We start from the raw sequence: 16,443 nt of genomic DNA, 5'->3' as shown, positions 1-16,443 counted from the left end.
AGGCCATCAGAAAATTCCTCATTTAGTGTACGGGAATAATATAATTTTCTGATATTCAAAACCATGAAAGGGAATCAACAGGTTAAGAAACAAAAGAACCATTTTTTGAGATTTTTTTCAGTTTTAGGCCCGGGCCTTACTACTGGTGCTGCCGATGATGACCCCTCTGGCATTGCTACTTATTCGCAAACCGGCGCACAGTTTGGCTACAATCAGTTGTGGACAGCGCTGTATATGTTACCTTTTATGATTGCCGTTCAGGAAGCTTGCGCACGCATCGGCATGGTAGCAGGTAAAGGCATATCAGCTGTAATTAAGGAACATTACAGCAAAACTGTTTTATATACAGTTGTCGGGCTCGTATTAGTGGCCAATACAATCAATATCGGGGCCGATATAGGAGCTATGGCAGCTGCGGCCCAATTACTTATCCCAGCCTCATTTGTTGCATTAACGTTGTTTTTTACACTGTTAACCCTCCTTCTGGAGATTTTTACTTCTTATCATTCTTATGCCAGGATATTAAAATGGCTTGCGGTAACTTTGTTGGCATATCCCATAACTTTGTTTATTGTACACCAGCCATGGCTTACCGTCCTGAAAGCGACTGTTATCCCTCATTTTGAGTTAAATTTTAATTTTCTATTTATCATAACGGGGGTATTGGGGACCACAATTTCTCCATATATGTTTTTTTGGGAAGCCTCACAGGAAGTGGAAGAACAGAAAGAAAAGGAAAGGCTTTCGCGACATAAACCCAGGCCCGGTTGGATGCAAATTAAAAGAATGCGGATTGACAACACCGTTGGCATGATATTTTCAGAATTCACTACCTGGAGTATTATCGTGGTAGCTGCAACAGTTTTGCATAATAGCGGTGTAACTGACATAAAAAGTGCGTCTGATGCGGCAAGGGCAATAGAGCCGCTGGTGCATACCTTTCCTAACGCCGGATTTTTAGCCAAATTAATTTTTTCGATCGGCATTATAGGCCTTGGTTTATTGGCTATTCCGGTACTTTCAGGCTCGGTAGGATATGCCGCTTGTGAGGCTTTTAACTGGAAGGCCGGGCTTAATTTAAAATTGAAAAAGGCGCGCTCTTTTTATGCCGTCATATGCATTGCCACTTTAATTGGATTACTAATCAATTATATTGGCATCGATCCTGTTAAGGCATTAGTTTATGCGGCTGTATTGAATGGGATAGCAGCGGTACCACTATTGTTCCTGATTGCCAGGATCTCCTCTAACCCCAAAATCATGGGGGAGTACAATAGCAAGTTTATTTCCAAATTGCTGCTTTGGAGCAGTTTTGCTGCCATGGGGGCAGCTGCAATAGCTTTGTGTTATACATTGTATTAGCACGGGATTTGGACACTTCAATTTAATGATTTAAATTACACAATATACTGCTCACCGATATGAGTTTTAAAATCCTGATCATTGAAGATTCCGCGGATATTCGCGAGGGTGTAGTGGAAATACTGGGGCTGGCCGGCTATACCGTATTTTCAGCAAGTAATGGTAAAATGGGATTGGAATTGGCTAAAGTCCAGTTACCTGATTTAATACTTTGCGATGTCATGATGCCGGAAATGGATGGGTATGGTGTGCTGTTTATGCTCGGAAAATCGGCCGACACGGCTAATATCCCTTTCATTTTTCTTACAGCCAAAGCCGAACGGATCGATTTGCGTAAAGCTATGGAAATGGGTGCCGACGATTACCTGACCAAACCTTTTGATGACGTAGAATTACTTAATGCAATCGAAAGCAGGTTGAAAAAGAAAAAGCAACAAAAGGAATTTTACAGTAAGGGGTTGGACGAACTCAGTAATATAGTTGCCAGGACTGATGGGTTGAACGAACTAAAGCGTGTTATCCGGGAACGCAAGATTCGTTCTTTTAAAAAGAACCAGGTGATTTATTATGAAGGTGACAGAGGAAATGGACTATACGTTGTTCTTAGTGGAAAGATAAAGACCAGTAAACTTGCAGACGATGGGCGCGAATTGATTACTGGTTTACATATAGCGGATCAGTACCTTGGTATTCAGGCATTGCTTGCCGGCGAGGCATATTCAGAAACCGCAAGCGCCCTTGAGGATAGCCAATTGTGCCTCATACCCAAAGAGCAGTTACAGGAAATGTTGAACCTATACCCGGAAGTAACGGATAGTTTTATCAAATTGATGGCAGGTCAGATAAGGGAAAGCGAAGAGCGATTACTGCAACTTGCATATTATTCTGTCAGAAAAAAGATGGCGGACACGATTCTGAGGCTTTATCGCCAAAGCGATTCCCCAAATGAAGGCGTCCGGATCTCCCGTGAAGACCTGGCCGCACTTGCAGGGATGGCCACCGAAACAGTTAGCCGTACCCTGTCGGATTTTCGTAACGAAGGCTTGATTGAAAAGAATGGAAGTGTGATAACAGTGCTTGATCTGCAGCGATTGGTTAAAATGAAAAACTGAATTTGCCGAAAAAGACAGGCACGCAATAGGGGCGTTATGTACATAATTGCCGCGCTGAATTTATCTGTTTTTACCAATTAAAAATTACCACGGATAACCATACACTTTAATACCAGACAAAATCATCATCAGTACTATTATTGCTATCAGACTGATAGCAATCAAAAAGGTTATTGCCGTGTTTTTGTGATTCGTAACCATAGCTAATGAGTTAGTGTATGTAATGGATAAGATGGGAGCGGGCCCGACCTTGCCCAGGTAGTTTCAAATAATTGAATGCTCTTTCTAATTTCCTGACTTTCTTGATCTGTTCTCATGCTCCCTGTTAATGAGTAATTAATATGTAAATAAACTATATATCAGCGATGTATGCTGTGATTTCTGTCAGCAAGATCATTGATTCTCGTCATGGATAAGAGGGGAGTAGTACTCATAAAAGCTTTTTGTATCTCGTTTCGGGTTAAGAATCGAGTGACGCTATAGTGGGCTGTGGTGTAATTGACGGTTCAGGGGTGACCATTGTCATTTTTGCATTAGCTCCGGTTCGGTAACTTGTATAACCAAATCAAATTACCGCTATGAATGGAATTATTATTTATCAGGGCAAATATGGTGCAACCAGGCAGTATGCGCATTGGCTTGGAGAGACATTGCAGATGCCGGTATCAAAAGTGGAGAATGTAACACCTGCAGTTTTAGCTCTTTATGATACCATTATTATAGGCAGCTCAGTTTACATCGGTCGGCTGGTATTGCAAGATTGGTTAAAGGAAAATGACATCAGGCTAAAAGACAAAAAGCTTTTCATTTTTATTGTTTGCAGCTTCGCAGTTAATGACATGGCGCAACAACGGGAGATAATAAAAAATAATCTTGGTACCAAGATCAAAGATGTTGCCGAAATATTTTTCCTGCCCGGCAGGTGTGTCGTTTCCGGGCTGTCGTGGAAAGACCGGCTTATGCTAAAATTGGGCGCCTGGATTGAAAAAGATCCTGAAAAGAAATCAGTGATGCGTAATGGGTTTGATCATCTCGAACGGAGTCAGCTTAAACCTCTAATCGAAAATATTCACCGTATGGCTGATGACTGACTTTACCGGTTTGTATGCATAAAGCAAGGCGTTGTAAAAGGACGTATTCATCGATAAAAGTAGCTGCTTATCCCAATACATACACATATGCCCAGTTAGCGAAATGCTAATTACATATCGTTCATAACCAATACAGCCGCTCCGCTAATTTGGCCTGATCTGAATTGATTTATCGCCTCATTGGCTTCAAATAAGCGGAATACTTTCGTTTGTGTTAATACTTCGATGTTTTTTAAAATAGAAAAGAAATTCAAACCATCCTGACGGGTTAAATTAGCCACCGACTTAACAGACCGTTCGCCCCAGAGCAAGTTATATGGAAATTCGGGTACATTGCTCATATGGATACCGCCACAGATTACCTGGCCTCCTTTGTCTACATCTTTTAAAGCTTTGGGAATAAGTTCCCCTGCGGCAGCGAAAATTATAGCCGCATCCAACACTTCGGGTGGTACGCCGGAACTTCCGCCAACCCAGTGTGCACCCATGGTCTTTGCAAATCGCTGCGCACGCTCGTCCCCATCTCTGGTGAACGCGAATACTTGTTTACCCTGCGCTATGGCTACCTGGATCAAGATATGAGCAGCAGCGCCAAATCCATAGAAACCAACATTTTTGGCCGATGGTGCGATCATGCTATAGGAACGAAACCCGATCAAACCTGCACAGAGCAGGGGCGCTGAAGCCGGCTGATTATATCGTTTGTCTAATATAAAACAAAAACGTGCGTCGGCCACCGTATATTCGGAATAACCGCCATCAATGGTGTATCCCGTAAATAAGGGGGCATCACAAAGGTTCTCCATGCCCAACAGGCAAAATTTACAACGCCCACAGGTATGACCGAGCCAGGGAACACCCACTAACTGACCGGAAGAAAGTTCAGTTACAGTACTGCCCGTTTTAACCACGGTTCCGATAATTTCGTGGCCGGGTATCAGCGGAAGCTTTGGTTTATCCAGTTCGCCATCTAATATATGGAGGTCGGTACGACAGATACCACAGGCAATTATTTTGATCAGCACCTGATAGTCAGAAGGCTGAGGAATGGGAACCTGGCGATATATCAGTGGCCCGCCGGCTTTTTCAAGCACCATTGCCTGCATGTCACCAGTGTGTTTCATATTAATCTTTTATTAATTTACAATAATCTTAATATCCTGTTTCAGAAAGTTACCTGTTCATTAACATACCATTTGAGAGTAACCGATATATCGCAGATTTCCGGCTCCGTTGCCAGTAGATGGTAAGAGAAAAACATTTCCTCCCGCGAGGCATAGCTATGTGTTACATTGCCGGCGCGCCAACGACTATAAAAATAGATTTTCGGCAAGTAAAAAAAGATGATATTATTGGCCTTTGAAAATGATAGTGGTCACTTGTCTTAAAATCAGCGACAATCAGTAATAACATGACCAATATCATTTTCGTGGTTGCCGGATGTCATTCATCCGGAATAACGCGCGTTGTAACCTTGTGTTATGAAAAATCAAATTAACATCAAACACATTAAGAACCTTAACAACGATGTGTTAAGGGGTATCGCGTTCTATACACAGGAGTTGGCTATTTTACAGGAAAGGTTACAGGAGATTGCCGGCGACAATACGGCCCGCGAAGTACAGGAACAAGTGGAGCATTTTCAGAATCAGTTCATAATTCATGAAAAATGCCTTACGGAGCTAAAACAAGACATTCACCGTAATGACCTTGACATAAAAGCAGATCTTTTGCTTTCCGGTACTATGGTTTCTGAAAGTATAGCTGCCGAACATTCAAGAGTTCATGAGCGCTATCTTAACGAAGAAAAAATATTCAACGATTTGCGCCACGAGTTTAACCGGTTTTCTGCGGAGTGGTTGTAATTGATTTAAGGGATAGTGACTCCCGGGGTATGTTTCCTGTTGCTGCCACTGTAAAAACCGGTGGCAGCAATTAAACCAGAAAAACAAGCCCGAATTGTTTCTTGAACAAAGCTTAATATGCTGTCCAGCCTCCATCCGCTGTTAGCACGGAGCCATTAATAAAGCTTGATTTTACCGAAGCCAGGAAAAGGGCAACTTCGGCAATTGCTTCGGGAGCCGCAGCACCTGGTGCATTGCCTGTTCCGGCGTTCATCCTTTCAAAGCCAAACGGATTGGGTTCCATGCCAAAAACGATATTGGTATTCACTCCCCCCGGTGCTATAGCATTGCAGCGGATATTTTTATCGGCATATTGATATCCTATGTTTTTAGTTAAACCGATTATTGCATGCTTGGATGCTGTATAAGCGGCACCGGCCCGGCCTCCCTGAAAGCCGCTGATGGATGCAATATTAATAACTGTACCGGAGCCGCTTTCCAGGAAAAGAAGTATAGCTTCACGGCAGGCAAAAAAACAACCGTTCAGGTTTGTTCCTATTACTTTCTCCCATAATTCGTCTGTTACATCGATCACCGGAGTAAAATTGTCCATAACGCCGGCATTGTTTACCAAAATATCAAGTGTGCCGAAAGTGTTGCGAACATACTTCATCACCAATTGCACATCGCCTTTTACGGAGATATCTGCAGCGATACAGGCTACCATACCGCCATTTGCGCGAATTTCAGCTGCGACAGCTTCAATATTTGATTGATGGATATCGGTAAGCATAACTTTTGCGCCCTGTTCGGCGAAAAGCTTTGCAATGGCTTTTCCAATCCCTGATCCGGCCCCGGTTACGAGGGCCACTTTTTGTGATATTTGTTTCATAATTGGTTTGACTTACATATACAAAAATCACTCGTAAACAGCATGTAGAGAATGATTTCGATCATTAAAAAATGTGATTAGGAGCGAAAAAGACAAAATTTTAATAGTCATTTGCCACTATGTGCTATTTATGAATTTGCATATTAAATATATTGCCCAAATGCTTATTGAGATTGCACAGCCTGTTGTTTTCTTTGCGCTTTTTCCTGGCTTTTGAAATAGCCCCTAAAAAGGAAATTGTGTTTGAGCGCTTCCATGTTTTTATTGAATCCATCTGTGCCCTGGCGCAGGTTATACATAGTTGCCCTCAAGTCTTTGGCAAATGCTGAATCTTTTAAAATCATTGGCAGCGAGCCATTCCCGCTGTTTAAATGGCCGTTTACGGTACGCGCCAGGTTATTCAGCTGCCAGGTTAACGAATCGGCGTTATCGCTTGCTTTCCTGATACTCGAAATAGCTGCCTGTAGGTTGCCGGCAGCTATGGTGTCCCTGAGCAAGACCCCCGCCGCCCCTTTTCCATTTTTTATCCCTACAATCAGATCATCTATGCCATTGGTAATTTTGATAGCATTTGCGCTCGCTTTGTTTAAATTTTGCAAAGAGGCAAGTAAGTTGCCGGAGACATTTTTATCGTTCAGCATGGCCATGAATGTGCTACCGTTAACCTTCAGGACAGTACCCTTTAACGCTTCTGAGATAACTGCAACGTTATTATTGGTTTTGGACAAGGTCTGCAACATTTCATCGGTACTGATTTTTTTTTGCGCTATAAGAAGATCATCTTCAGTAACTTGTGGGCTTGGTAAGTTTGAAGGAACTATGTTTACTATTTTATTGCCCATCAGCCCTTCTGTGCCAATTGAAGCAACCGCATTTTTATGAATATAGGATGTGAATTTGTTGTCGATTGATAATGTTACCTCAATTGTGGTATCATTGATCATGTTGATCTTTTTTACCGTACCAGATTGAATTCCGGAGAACTGTACGTTATTGCCAACGGTGAGGCCATTGAGATTAGAAAACCTCACCCGTATGTTGAAATCGCTACCAAACAGGTTATGATTTTTGCCGATAAGATAGAAGGCAAGTATTAACACAAATAGGCCTGATAGTACGAATGCGCCAAGTTTTATATTGCCTGCTGTTTGGTTTGCCATAATTTATTCGAAAAATTGATGAATATTTGGATCTGTCGAATGTTCGAAATCGGTGTATGTACCTTGTGCATAACAACGACCGTCCAGCAGCAGAGCCACCCGGTCGGCGGTGTTTTTTACACAGTTCATGTCGTGTGTGATGATAATGGATGATGTATGGTATTTATCCTGCAGTTTCAAAATTAATTTATCGATTTCCCGGGCTGTAACCGGATCGAGCCCTGTTGTTGGTTCATCATATAATATCACTTCCGGTTTAAGGATCATGGTCCTGGCGAGAGCGACACGTTTTAGCATGCCTCCGGATAATTCTTCCGGCATCAGATCAACAGTATGCGCCAGCCCTACGTTTTCCAAAGCCTCCATAACCAGGGCTTCCACCTCGTTCTGCGAAGCAGCAATCCAGTGACGGCGTAAAGGAAATTCCAGGTTCTCACGAACGGTCATGGAATCGTACAATGCGTTGCCCTGGAAAAGAAAGCCAATGCGGGCGCGGACCTGATCGAGTACTTCGTGAGACATATCAGGGACATTTTGACCAAAAACTTTGATGTTTCCGCTATCAGGTTTCAACAAACCGATAATGCATTTGATCAGTACTGACTTGCCGGATCCGGATTTGCCAAGCACTACCACATTCTCTTCTTTTTTGACTGATAATGCAAAGTCTTGCAGCACGGTATGATCGCCGAAATGCTTACAAAGTTTCTCTATCACAATCACTTTGTTTTCGGTGGCTGTTTGTGTTTTCATGCTTTAATTTAAACCAAGCAGATCCGTGAGTTGCACAGCCAGCAAGTCGATGAAAAAGATTACTACAGATGATAACACAACCGCTGAGTTGGCCGAACTTCCAACACCCCTGGTACCTTTGCTTGATGTGTAACCTTTATAACAACCAACGATTCCAACAGCAAAACCAAAGAAAAATGTTTTAAAAAATGCAGGAAGTACGTCGCCGAAACTGAGACTTCTAAACACCTGAATAAAAAAAAGATAAAAGCTGGTGGCCGACCTGATATTAACGCCTATGTATGCTCCGAACAAGGCGATAGCGTCGCCCAGGACAGTGAGCACGGGTAGCATTAATGTAGTTGCCACGGTACGCGTAGCGACAAGGTACTTGAATGGATTGGTTCCGCTTACCTCCATTGCGTCAATTTGCTCTGTGACCTTCATGGATCCAAGTTCGGCTCCTATACTGCTGGCTATTTTACCTGCAAATATCAGCGCTGTTATAACCGGACCTATCTCCCTAACTATGGCAATGCCTACCATCACCGGAAGTTGAGATTCAACACCATAGGCAACCAGGGATGGCCGCAGCTGCATTGTAAGAACAAGGCCCATAATAAAACCTGTGAGGCCGATAAGCGGCAACGATTTATATCCAATTATATAGCATTGGTTTAATAATTCGCGGACCTCAAAGCGCGGTTTAATTCCGGTAGAGAAAAACTGGCCGGCAAATCCTGCGATATCCCCAGTGTCATTCAAAAAGGCTTTGATATTTTTAGTGAAAGCCATCGTTATATCTGTTTAACTTGATTTGAAAAAATGATCTACGGTAAAATTAATATGGGTCCGAAGAAAAATTTGTGATATCGGACAGCATTTTTTTTGATATCTATACCACTGATAAGTGACGCAAATCATTTTTAAGCCCGACGGAACAACTGGTTAACCAGGATATAAAAGATGGTTTTAACAGGTGTGTCATAGGCAGAAACCGGTTTGTGTTTATCCAAGAGATAACTCATGGTTTCCTTTCTTATACCGCACTTGGTTGAGACTTGTTCTTGCAGGATTTCAAGGCGTCATTAATATTTTCGATACCTTTAATCAATGCGTCCGCGTTAAAAGCGATGCTGTCGATGCCGGTTTCAACCAGTAGCCTGGTGAACGTTTCTGAATCGCTTGCCGCCTGGCCGCACAGGCCTACTTTTTTTTTCAGTTTATTTGCCTTTTGGATCATCATGACGATCAGTTGTTTGCTCGCGGCGTCCTGTTCGTCAAATAAGCCTGCTATGAGTGCTGAATCCCGATCAATGCCTAATGTTAATTGTGTAAGGTCATTTGAACCAATTGAGAAACCGTCAAATACTTCCGCGAATTCCTCGGCAAGTAATACATTGCTGGGAATTTCTGCCATAACGAAGATCTCAAGGTCATTCAGACCCCGTTTAAGCCCGCAGGACGACATCAGATCGATGACTTTTTGCCCCTCTTTAACTGTCCGGCAAAAAGGGATCATCAATTTAATATTATTGAAGCCCATTTCATCACGAACCACTTTCATGGCCTCGCATTCAAGCAGGAAGCCGTCGCGGTAATGATCATCATAATACCTGGAGGCCCCCCTGAAGCCAATCATCGGGTTCTCTTCCTTTGGCTCAAAGTACCTTCCGCCAATTAGGCCGGCATATTCATTGGTTTTAAAATCGCTCATCCTCACGACCACATCTTTCGGGTAAAATGCCGCTGCTATCGTGGCAACACCCTGTACAAGTTTATCTACAAAATAAGCTTTTTTATCGGCATAGCCAGCTGTTAGGTGAGCGATTTTTACCCGTTCCTGCTCGTCCAACACCTGGTTAAAGTGTGCGAGTGCCATCGGATGTATCCCAATTTGGTTCGCGATAATAAATTCAATTCGCATCAATCCAACACCTTGGTTGGGAAACATCGATGATTTAAAGGCCTGCCCCGGATCGGCTATGATTAGTTGGGCTTTCGGGTGTGCCGGCAGCTGGGTTTTGCTTACGTCACTGACCGTTTCAGTCCACTCCAGTTTGCCACTGTAAACCATCCCTGTCTTCCCCTCGGCGCAGCAAATGGTTATCATCTCACCATCCTCAATGTTATAGGTTCCGTTTGTCGTTCCAACTACAGCCACCGCGCCGAGTTCCCGAGCTATAATAGCAGCATGGCTGGTGCGGCCGCCATTATTAGTAACAATTCCCGCTACCTTTTTCAATACGGGGTCCCAATCCGGGCTGGTTGTTTCAGTAACCAAAATTTCGCCTTCTTTAAGCAGGTTAGCCTGGTCAGGAGTTTTGAGCACACGGGCCCTGCCGGCTGTAATACCATTGCCTATGGCAGCCCCCATGGTTATAACTTCCCCTTTTTCGGCAATTTTAAAACTTTTTACCTGTATCTTTTTTTCTTGACTATGTACAGTTTCGGGACGAGCCTGGATAATATAGAGTTGGTGATCGAATCCATCTTTAGCCCATTCAAAGTCCATAGGCTGACGGTAATGGTCTTCGATGATCAACGCCCAGTTGGCAAGCTTTTCAACTTCCTGATCGCTGAGCACAAATTTTTGCCGGAGTTCCCAGGGCGTATCCTGATTTATCGTTGGATTGGTTGCGTCGTCGGTAGTTGCGCAAACCATGGTTTTGTTTTTGCTACCAAGGTTTTTTTGGATAGTGGCCCTTAAATTTTTTTTAAGAGTTGGTTTAAACACCAGGAATTCATCAGGCGTAACAGTACCTTGTACGATATTTTCCCCTAATCCCCACACACCCGAAATATGTATAATATCCTTGAACCCACTTTCAGGTTCCAAAGTAAATCCGATACCGGAACACCCCATATCAGATCGCACCATTTTCTGGACTGCAACTGAAAGATAAACTTTCCCATGATCAAAATTTTTATCTTCCCGATATTTAATAGCGCGATCTGTATAAAGTGATGCAAAGCATTGCTTTACGGCAGTTAATAAAGCACTATGACCTTTAATATTCAGGAAGGATTCGTGCTGTCCTGCAAAACTCGCCCCTGGCAAATCTTCTGCTGTGGCACTGCTTCGCACGGCCACAGTCGGTTCTGCATTTTCAAAAATATAATCGTAGGCGTCTATGATTGCCATTTGCAGGTCATTCGGCATAACGGCGTCCATGATCAGTTTTCGGGCTCTGGCGCCGCTTATCGTTAAGTTAGAGAAGTTCTGCCGGTCTAAACCGGCCATCAAATCAACAAGCTTTTTTTCGAGCCGGTTGAACCCGATGAAATAACGAAAAGCTGCTACTGTTACAGCGAAGCCGTTTGGCGTATTTATTCCATTGTTGGTTAGTTGATTGTAAATTTCTCCCAATGAAGCTGTTTTTCCACCAACATCGGCAATATCACCGATGGTGATTTCGCTAAACTTTCTGATAAAATGTTCCATGTTACTGTTATTAAGCCGGCCGAAGAGCGTCCGGTTGTCAAAATCGCCGGTGTTGCCGACAGAAAATTTTTAGTCTACTTTAATTTCTTTCTTTGCCGCCTGGTTTCTGCCGCTTTTTTTAAGTTCGATTTCCAAAAGGCCATTGTGATAATTGGCATTCACCCCGTCTTCCTTAACATTGTCGGGTAGCTTAAATGTGCGACGGAAGGGAAGCAAAGGAAAATTCTTTACGTGTATAACTATCAATCTCTTCCTTTTCTTCTTTATTGGTTTCCGCACTGATGGTCAGTAAGCCGTCTTCGGTAATGATTTTGAAATCGTTTTTTTTTTAAGCCCGGAACAGCAACGTCAAGCTTATAATGATTTTTGGTTTCACGGATATTTACAGCCGGGAGAAATTCTCCGCCGCTGGAAGTTTTATCAAAAAAACGGTCTGGACTCCAAAAATTATGCATCATTGATTTCCATGATGGAACGCGATGTGATTTTATTAAGGCTGTCATAAATTTGTTTGTTGAATGATTGGTTATCCAAATTTCGCCATGGGAGACACTAAGTATAATGACCACTGTCACGCTTTGGTGTGATTCATGTCAGTTTGGCGGTTTCTTTATCGCAATACCTTTATGGTAACAAGTAATAAGTTATGAATGAATCTTTTAATGACAGGGGGTCGGCAATAGAAACCGGGCCTGCAATACAAAATGTTTACCTGCAGTCAATAGGTGCAGCAGGTACTGTAACAGGATCCAAGCATCTGCTGCTTACTCCCGGGGGGAACATTATGATCGATTGCGGCCTGTTTCAAGGCATAAAGGCTTTGCGGGAAAAAAACTGGGAAAGCCTGCCTGTTAACCTGGCTGATATTAGTGCACTGATACTGACCCACGCACACCTCGATCACTGTGGCTATATCCCCTTACTGATACGGAACGGGTATCGTAACAAGATTTACATGAGCCAGCCGACCAGAGACCTTGTAGAGCTTATTTTGCGCGACTGCGCCAAACTACAGGAAGAAGATGCCCAAAAGGCTAATAAATACGGCTACTCCAGGCATCATCCGGCAAAGGCTCTGTACACCGTGAAAGATGTTGAGGCTGCGTTGCCCTATTTTGAAGTTTGTGAAATACATAAAACAATCAGCCTGGCTAAACAGCTAAGTTTTAGTTTGTACCCATGCGGGCACATCGCGGGTGCTTGTTCGGTCAAAATAAGTTGCTTTGAGAAGACAATTGTATTTTCCGGGGATATCGGGCGTGACCAGTCAGAGCTATTACCTGGCCCCGAGCTATTAGGGCAAGCGGATTTTGTAGTCATGGAGTCTACTTACGGCGATCGCCTACACTCTAAAAATGACACTTCACAGGATTTAGCGGGTGCTATTAATGATACTATTTTTAATAAGGGGAATGTCCTGATCCCATGTTTTGCAGTTGGCCGGGCCCAGGAAGTGATGCACCTGATCTATCGTTTAAAACAACATAATCTGATTCCATCATCCATTCCGGTATACCTTGACAGTCCAATGGCTGCAGTTGCCGGAAAGACCCTGGTACACTTTCCCGGATGGTTTACTATTGATGAAAAAGAATGTACTGACATGTTTAACAGCGTAACGATCAACAAGGATTATAAGAATACCGAAAAGATCATTAAAAGGGCAGGACCTAAGATCGTTCTTGCGGCAAGTGGAATGCTAACCGGAGGCCGTGTGCTGGAATATTTGAAGCGTTATTTGGGCGATGCGCGTAACACCATACTCCTGATTGGTTTCCAGGCCGAGGGCACACGGGGAAGGGCGTTACTTAACCATACTCACGAATTGAAAATTCATGGTCAATATTACCCGGTGGTGGCGAAGGTACAGGAGATAGAAGGTTTGTCCGCTCACGCCGATCAAAACGAATTGATTAACTGGTTAAAGCAGTTTCAAAATTCGGTATCCGAGGTTTACCTGGTACATGGCGAACCATGCGCACAAGACACTCTTCGGGTTAAGATCCAGGATGAGTTGAAACTAACAGTAAAGATTATGAAGCCTTACCACAAGGAACTTTTATTCAGTTTGAATCAACAGCTGTAATGTGATACGTGGTACTGTGTAATATCTTGATTTTGAATGCAACAATACTGTTAATCGGTGCCTGATGCTGTAAATTGACAGTATTGGTTAATTTAATGATAAACGTCATTTTTCTTTAGCTAATATTTATCAATATTTGAATACTGGTTACTTTCTAAGCCATTTAAAGCAGGGTTGTTAAATTGCAATGTTACGCGAACTTGTTAAGTGCGGATCATGGAAAAGCTCACATTTAATTTTTGTCATCCCGTAAAAGGTCTCCTCAGGCTTTTGAATAAACTTTATCCGGCAGAAATACGCGTAGTACAGATTGATGACCAGCACGGGGGCTTAATTGAAATTTCGGTAACAGGTCTCTGCAGCGGTAAATGGAAGGCAATGCTTGAGTGGGAACATGATGGCATGAATTATTATTATGAACAAGAATTTGAGATACCCGAGGTAAATTGAGTTTTAAATACCTATAATCCCCAATATAATTCTGTGGAAAATAATTGATTACCGACAATCAATCCCAAGCTCCTTATAATCACTTATTAAAGTATAGGTAAATGAAAAAAAAAATCGGACCGTGTGCCTAAAATCTTTTCGAGGTCACCTTTATCTATTTCTTCCTTAGTTAACAATAGCGTTGCTAACTGGTCCAATAAAGGCTTCTTTTTGGCAAGAATTCCTTTCGCGTTCTGGTAGGCCTGCGCCAGCAACCCTATTATTTCATCGTCAATGATTTTGCTGGTTGATTCGCTGAAGGGTTTTTGTATTGCCAGATCGGGTTTGACCGGTTGAATCGTAATAACTGAGGTTTCCAAGCTTTTCGGCAAAACCATAATACATGACCATCGATCTTGCTTCTTTGGTCGCTTTTTCCAAATCATCCAACGCCCCGGACGATATTTCGCCAAAAGTAAGTTCTTCTGCCGCCCTGCCTGCCAGGGTAGCAATAGATGTTCCACGAAAGCAGTTTTGTTACGCAGTTGCCTCTCTTCTGGCAAGTATAATGCCGCGCCTAAAGATTTCCCGCGGGGAATTAAACTTTCGCTCTATCATATCACGGTGAACATCATACACCTGGTGTTCTAAAGTTTTCAGGTAGGCATTAATACTTTTTACGTCTTCGCTGTTTCCGTTTAACTTTTGTTCATTTGTGTTCCATTTGTCGGGATTGACATAGCGCTTAGAGGAGACTTCGATGCGTACGCCATCAACAGTGATACGCAGATAAACAGGGGCGAAGCCTTCGGCATTTGCTTTTGATCTCTTTACTTAAAAGAGGTGGTTAAAAGATTTGTTCATCACTGAAGCTTTAAGTGAATAAAATCAGTTACATATCCTGCTGAAATCAAGGTGTTTAAATTAATAAAACGCTCAATATAAGAGACTTATAAGCATTCCGGTGACCCGGCAAGCTTACCTTGAAAAAGGTCACCCACTGGGCACCAGAACAAAGCTATTGATTGGTTTGTTTTGGTGAGGGCTAAAATCAGAAAGCGCCGTAAATGATTCATTTACAGCGCTTTCTGATCCTAATTGAATAATACTTGGCGGAGAGTTAGGGATTCGAACCCCAGGAACCTTTCACAGTTCAACAGTTTTCAAGACTGCCGCAATCGACCACTCTGCCAACTCTCCGGGGACAAAAGTACAAATCCGGGGCGAATTGCCAAATTTGAATTTCACTTTTTTTGATTTAATTAAATAATCTATGTAAGTTATTGATTAATAATATTTTAATTTTTTGACTGGTCGGTTTTTTTTGCCCGAAAAGTGTTAAATCTGGGTTTTACGATGCGAATTGTACGCTTGGAAAGCTCTACGGACGCGTTTAATTCGAACCCGATTATTAAAATTAATGAGTTTATATACATCCAGATCATCACAACGATGAGCGTACCTATCGAGCCGTAAACTTTATTGTACGACGAGAAATTGTTGATATAATAGGAAAAGCCCAGTGAGGTTAAAACTGCCAGTGCCGTAGCCAGTATGGAGCCTGGATTAATAAAATTCCATTTCTTTTTATGTGCAGGAGCGTAACGGTACAAGCACCCTATGGTTACAAAAATGATCACCACAATAATCACCCATCTGAACAGCATCACAGGGTAAACCCAAAAATGATTTTCAGACGCTACATGCGATTGGATGAACCGGATAATGGATTGACCCAGGATAAGTATGGAAATGGCCAGTAATAACGCGAAGCTTATAGCTACGGTAATTCCTGTTGCTACCAGGCGCCTTTTGAGCCAGCTCCGTTTATCCTCAATTAATGAGGATTTATTAAAGGCTTTCATGAGGTTGATAACGCCATTCGTAGCAAAATACAAGGTTGTTAAGAAACCGAATGAAAGGAGCTTGCCGTTTTGATTACTTACAATATCGAAAAGGGTTTCTCTGAACGCCATATAGGCATTTGTAGGCATTACAGAGGCCAGCACCATCATCAGATTGCCTTTAAAATGTTTTATAGGCACGTAGGGGATAAGCGTGAACAAAAAAATGGTAGCAGGGAAAACAGCCAGCATAAAGCTGTAGGCTAAAGCATAGGCCCGGTTAATAAGCGAGTTATTGGTGATTTCTTTTACAAAAAAGTCTATAACTGTATAAAGGGGCAGTGGCCTGAAACCTGGAATAATGACAGACTTCGTCCACTCGATGATGTACCTGTAGAACCTAAACCGAAGTAAAAAGCGGTGCAGCCATTTCATTTAAACCAAAG

General features: G+C 42.6%; 15 protein-coding genes, 1 tRNA gene and 1 pseudogene. 6 read left to right on the top strand and 11 right to left on the bottom strand.

All coding sequences use genetic code 11. From position 1 onward, the window contains the following. Window positions 1-63: 63 nt before the first annotated feature. The 3 genes from ABIC84_RS04190 (at window position 64) to ABIC84_RS04180 (ending at window position 3,565) form a co-directional block, all read left to right on the top strand. The gene (locus tag ABIC84_RS04190) at window positions 64-1,362 is read left to right on the top strand and encodes an NRAMP family divalent metal transporter (RefSeq protein ID WP_429262755.1); all 1,299 of its coding nucleotides are present in this window, start codon (window positions 64-66) and stop codon (window positions 1,360-1,362) included. A 59-nt stretch (window positions 1,363-1,421) separates the two neighbouring features. Further along, window positions 1,422-2,474, top strand: coding sequence for a response regulator (locus ABIC84_RS04185; RefSeq protein WP_429262754.1), 1,053 nt, complete (start codon window positions 1,422-1,424; stop codon window positions 2,472-2,474). Window positions 2,475-3,052: 578 nt separating this feature from the next. Continuing rightward, window positions 3,053-3,565: a flavodoxin domain-containing protein gene (locus ABIC84_RS04180; protein WP_426588060.1), complete on the top strand. Its 513-nt coding sequence runs from the start codon at window positions 3,053-3,055 to the stop codon at window positions 3,563-3,565. 110 nt (window positions 3,566-3,675) lie between these two features. On the opposite strand, the gene ABIC84_RS04175 is transcribed toward ABIC84_RS04180, so the two are convergent. After that, window positions 3,676-4,689, bottom strand: a complete 1,014-nt coding sequence (locus tag ABIC84_RS04175; protein WP_429262753.1) for a zinc-dependent alcohol dehydrogenase family protein — start codon at window positions 4,687-4,689, stop codon at window positions 3,676-3,678. Between the two features lie 357 nt (window positions 4,690-5,046). Between ABIC84_RS04175 and ABIC84_RS04170 the strand changes: the two genes are divergently transcribed. After that, on the top strand, window positions 5,047-5,430 hold the full coding sequence (locus tag ABIC84_RS04170) for a hypothetical protein (RefSeq protein ID WP_112653711.1): 384 nt from the start codon (window positions 5,047-5,049) through the stop codon (window positions 5,428-5,430). Between the two features lie 112 nt (window positions 5,431-5,542). Here ABIC84_RS04170 and ABIC84_RS04165 read toward each other — a convergent pair whose 3' ends face one another. The 6 genes from ABIC84_RS04165 to ABIC84_RS04140 form a co-directional block, all read right to left on the bottom strand. Then, entirely contained in the window at window positions 5,543-6,301 is a 759-nt protein-coding gene (locus ABIC84_RS04165) for an SDR family oxidoreductase (RefSeq protein ID WP_429262752.1), read from the bottom strand. 164 nt (window positions 6,302-6,465) lie between these two features. Next, window positions 6,466-7,461, bottom strand: a complete 996-nt coding sequence (locus ABIC84_RS04160; protein WP_429262751.1) for an MlaD family protein — start codon at window positions 7,459-7,461, stop codon at window positions 6,466-6,468. A gap of 3 nt (window positions 7,462-7,464) precedes the next feature. Beyond that, window positions 7,465-8,214, bottom strand: coding sequence for an ABC transporter ATP-binding protein (locus ABIC84_RS04155; protein ID WP_429262750.1), 750 nt, complete (start codon window positions 8,212-8,214; stop codon window positions 7,465-7,467). Between the two features lie 3 nt (window positions 8,215-8,217). Beyond that, on the bottom strand, window positions 8,218-8,988 hold the full coding sequence (locus ABIC84_RS04150) for an MlaE family ABC transporter permease (protein WP_112653708.1): 771 nt from the start codon (window positions 8,986-8,988) through the stop codon (window positions 8,218-8,220). Window positions 8,989-9,232: 244 nt separating this feature from the next. Then, the gene (gene ppsA, locus ABIC84_RS04145; RefSeq protein WP_429262749.1) at window positions 9,233-11,638 is read right to left on the bottom strand and encodes a phosphoenolpyruvate synthase; all 2,406 of its coding nucleotides are present in this window, start codon (window positions 11,636-11,638) and stop codon (window positions 9,233-9,235) included. 69 nt (window positions 11,639-11,707) lie between these two features. Next, window positions 11,708-11,917, bottom strand: a complete 210-nt coding sequence (locus ABIC84_RS04140; RefSeq protein WP_429262748.1) for an Hsp20/alpha crystallin family protein — start codon at window positions 11,915-11,917, stop codon at window positions 11,708-11,710. Window positions 11,918-12,284: 367 nt separating this feature from the next. On the opposite strand from ABIC84_RS04140, the gene ABIC84_RS04135 reads away from it, so the two are divergent. Then, window positions 12,285-13,724: an MBL fold metallo-hydrolase RNA specificity domain-containing protein gene (locus ABIC84_RS04135; RefSeq protein WP_429262747.1), complete on the top strand. Its 1,440-nt coding sequence runs from the start codon at window positions 12,285-12,287 to the stop codon at window positions 13,722-13,724. A gap of 216 nt (window positions 13,725-13,940) precedes the next feature. Beyond that, window positions 13,941-14,174, top strand: coding sequence for a hypothetical protein (locus tag ABIC84_RS04130; RefSeq protein WP_429262746.1), 234 nt, complete (start codon window positions 13,941-13,943; stop codon window positions 14,172-14,174). 86 nt (window positions 14,175-14,260) lie between these two features. Here ABIC84_RS04130 and ABIC84_RS04125 read toward each other — a convergent pair whose 3' ends face one another. The 4 genes and pseudogenes from ABIC84_RS04125 to ABIC84_RS04110 form a co-directional block, all read right to left on the bottom strand. Next, window positions 14,261-14,716, bottom strand: coding sequence for a hypothetical protein (locus tag ABIC84_RS04125; RefSeq protein ID WP_429262745.1), 456 nt, complete (start codon window positions 14,714-14,716; stop codon window positions 14,261-14,263). Further along, window positions 14,691-14,972 (bottom strand): annotated as a pseudogene (locus tag ABIC84_RS04120) (Arm DNA-binding domain-containing protein); the annotation flags it as partial. The pseudogene ABIC84_RS04120 and the gene ABIC84_RS04125, both read right to left, overlap by 26 nt. 291 nt (window positions 14,973-15,263) lie before the next feature. Further along, window positions 15,264-15,353 (bottom strand) — tRNA-Ser (locus ABIC84_RS04115). A 98-nt stretch (window positions 15,354-15,451) separates the two neighbouring features. Further along, complete coding sequence (locus tag ABIC84_RS04110) at window positions 15,452-16,432, bottom strand: YihY/virulence factor BrkB family protein (RefSeq protein WP_426588043.1); 981 nt, start codon at window positions 16,430-16,432, stop codon at window positions 15,452-15,454. Window positions 16,433-16,443 lie beyond the last annotated feature (11 nt).

Origin of the sequence: Mucilaginibacter sp. 3215 (genome assembly GCF_050433785.1) — a bacterium.
GTDB lineage: Bacteria > Bacteroidota > Bacteroidia > Sphingobacteriales > Sphingobacteriaceae > Mucilaginibacter.
The sequence above is the reverse complement of the archived record's forward strand: the minus strand, read 5'-3'. Positions and strand labels throughout refer to the sequence as shown.

Bases quoted from the DNA above. Each gene is read 5' to 3' on its own strand.
- ABIC84_RS04190 (WP_429262755.1), top strand. From the start codon at position 64: ATGAAAGGGAATCAACAGGTTAAGAAACAAAAGAACCATTTTTTGAGA.
- ABIC84_RS04185 (WP_429262754.1), top strand. From the start codon at position 1,422: ATGAGTTTTAAAATCCTGATCATTGAAGATTCCGCGGATATTCGCGAG.
- ABIC84_RS04180 (WP_426588060.1), top strand. From the start codon at position 3,053: ATGAATGGAATTATTATTTATCAGGGCAAATATGGTGCAACCAGGCAG.
- ABIC84_RS04175 (WP_429262753.1), bottom strand. From the start codon at position 4,689: ATGAAACACACTGGTGACATGCAGGCAATGGTGCTTGAAAAAGCCGGC.
- ABIC84_RS04170 (WP_112653711.1), top strand. From the start codon at position 5,047: ATGAAAAATCAAATTAACATCAAACACATTAAGAACCTTAACAACGAT.
- ABIC84_RS04165 (WP_429262752.1), bottom strand. From the start codon at position 6,301: ATGAAACAAATATCACAAAAAGTGGCCCTCGTAACCGGGGCCGGATCA.
- ABIC84_RS04160 (WP_429262751.1), bottom strand. From the start codon at position 7,461: ATGGCAAACCAAACAGCAGGCAATATAAAACTTGGCGCATTCGTACTA.
- ABIC84_RS04155 (WP_429262750.1), bottom strand. From the start codon at position 8,214: ATGAAAACACAAACAGCCACCGAAAACAAAGTGATTGTGATAGAGAAA.
- ABIC84_RS04150 (WP_112653708.1), bottom strand. From the start codon at position 8,988: ATGGCTTTCACTAAAAATATCAAAGCCTTTTTGAATGACACTGGGGAT.
- ppsA (WP_429262749.1), bottom strand. From the start codon at position 11,638: ATGGAACATTTTATCAGAAAGTTTAGCGAAATCACCATCGGTGATATT.
- ABIC84_RS04135 (WP_429262747.1), top strand. From the start codon at position 12,285: ATGAATGAATCTTTTAATGACAGGGGGTCGGCAATAGAAACCGGGCCT.
- ABIC84_RS04130 (WP_429262746.1), top strand. From the start codon at position 13,941: ATGGAAAAGCTCACATTTAATTTTTGTCATCCCGTAAAAGGTCTCCTC.
- ABIC84_RS04110 (WP_426588043.1), bottom strand. From the start codon at position 16,432: ATGAAATGGCTGCACCGCTTTTTACTTCGGTTTAGGTTCTACAGGTAC.